This is a genomic window from uncultured Limnohabitans sp. (genome assembly GCF_937889215.1).
Taxonomy (GTDB): domain Bacteria; phylum Pseudomonadota; class Gammaproteobacteria; order Burkholderiales; family Burkholderiaceae_C; genus Limnohabitans_A.
Genome location: NZ_CALBEX010000594.1, coordinates 1 through 1649 on the forward strand (window position 1 = coordinate 1; position 1649 = coordinate 1649).

Sequence of the window (1649 nt, forward strand, 5' to 3'; positions counted from 1 at the left end):
AATGCCGAAGAAATGATCACAGAGTTGCCCATGGGGTCTGAGACTCAAATTCGAATGCGTGTCATCGCAGATCAAGTCGACCGATTGATCGACATTTCTGCCAAATTGTTGTTGCTTTCGCAAGCTGATGCGAACAGCATTAAGGTCCAATTAGAAAGTCTGGACCTCAGCCAATTGGTCTGGAATTGGACCCAAGACGCACGCTCTTTTGACGAACGCATCGAGATCAAACACAGCATCGAACCCCATATCAGCTGCCAAGGCGATCGCCTGCTTTTGCTTCAAGTGATGCAAAATCTCTACACCAATGCGATCAATTACAACTCCGACGAAGCTTGGTTGCGCATCACACTCAAACAGCAAGCTGGCGAGCTTTTATTGTGCTTCGAAAACCCCAGCGAAGTCATCCCTGCCGATTTCTTAGACCGGGCTTTTGACCGCTTTTACCGAGGACCCGAGGCGCTTTCTAAAGGTATCAAGGGCTATGGCCTGGGGCTCAGCCTGTGCCAAGAAATCGCCAAAGTGCACGGCGGATCCATCACCATCAACACCGCCCATGACCGTGTTTGGATCACGCTCATCTTGCCGACAACGACATAACAGCCAGCGCTGGATTTTCGCGCGGCTCAAGTCTTTGATTGGGGGCCGTCAAAGCGTCTGAGGCGCTGGATTCGTTGCGTTACTACTGAGCCGATGGCCCTCAGTCGAGCCTACTAATGCCAACGCAAGCACAAAATCAGGGCGCACAAGAAAAAACCGCCCGAAGGCGGTTTAGATCGGCCCAAGCGGACTTCGATCCGCTCAAGTCGGTGTGGGCATCAAGCCTTTTTGGCCCAAGCCGAGCACCAGCCTTTGGCGGCCACTTGCTTGCCTGCAAACAAGGGGCAACCACCGGCGGCAGCGCCCGCCTTGGCTTGGAACAAGGCACAGTTGGCGCAGTTGGCACCGGCTGCCATTTTGGGAAACTTGGCTTTATCGACTTTGCCGGCGTCGGCTTTGTAAGCCAAGCCTGCGGCCTGTGGGGACTTTTCGTCAACCATGGCTTGGGCTGCAGCTTCGCCGACTGCCATAACGGCCGTGGCAGCGGTGGCCACTTGCATCATGAAAACACGGCGAGTGGAAGAGGTAGATGTGAAAAGGGACATGGAGGACTCCTCGAAGGGTATGTCAGAAATTACTGGACAGTTCATTGTGCGCCACATCAGTTACCTTGTCACGCAAAGCGGGATACCCGAGCAAATCACACAGGAAATCACGGGCATTCTCGTATTGCCCGTCATGGACTGGGGCATGTCAAAATAAGGTGTGGACTTCAAACGCATTTGATACAAAGGTATAAATATGCTGCAACTGATCATTGGATTGGCCCTTTTCTTGGGCATTCACTTATTGCAAAGCTTGGCCCCGCAGATGCGCCAAAACGCCATCGCTCGCTGGGGCCCGCTGGGCTTCAAAGCTGTTTATGCAGCCGTTGCCGTGTTGGGCTTGTATTTGCTGGTGCAAGGCTACGGCCAAGCCCGACTGGACCCGGTGGTGCTGTGGACGCCACCACGCGGCATGCAGCACGCCACCATATTGCTGATGTGGCTGTCCATGGTTTTGCTGTTGGCCAGCTATGTGCCAGGCAACCAGATCAAAGCCAAGCTGCG

Annotated in this window: 3 protein-coding genes; 2 read left to right on the plus strand and 1 reads right to left on the minus strand. The window is 54.0% G+C overall.

Annotated features, from left to right (window positions below; translation table 11 throughout):
* Positions 1 to 600: ATP-binding protein (locus Q0341_RS14895; RefSeq protein ID WP_299514934.1), on the plus strand; the 600-nt coding region annotated here is incomplete at its 5' end.
* A gap of 218 nt (positions 601 to 818) precedes the next feature.
* On the opposite strand, the gene Q0341_RS14900 is transcribed toward Q0341_RS14895, so the two are convergent.
* Positions 819 to 1145 (minus strand): high-potential iron-sulfur protein, encoded by a 327-nt coding sequence (locus Q0341_RS14900; RefSeq protein WP_299514936.1) that lies wholly within the window; start codon positions 1143 to 1145, stop codon positions 819 to 821.
* Positions 1146 to 1341: 196 nt separating this feature from the next.
* Between Q0341_RS14900 and Q0341_RS14905 the strand changes: the two genes are divergently transcribed.
* Positions 1342 to 1649 (plus strand): NnrU family protein (locus Q0341_RS14905; protein WP_299514939.1); only part of this gene is annotated, 308 nt, incomplete at its 3' end.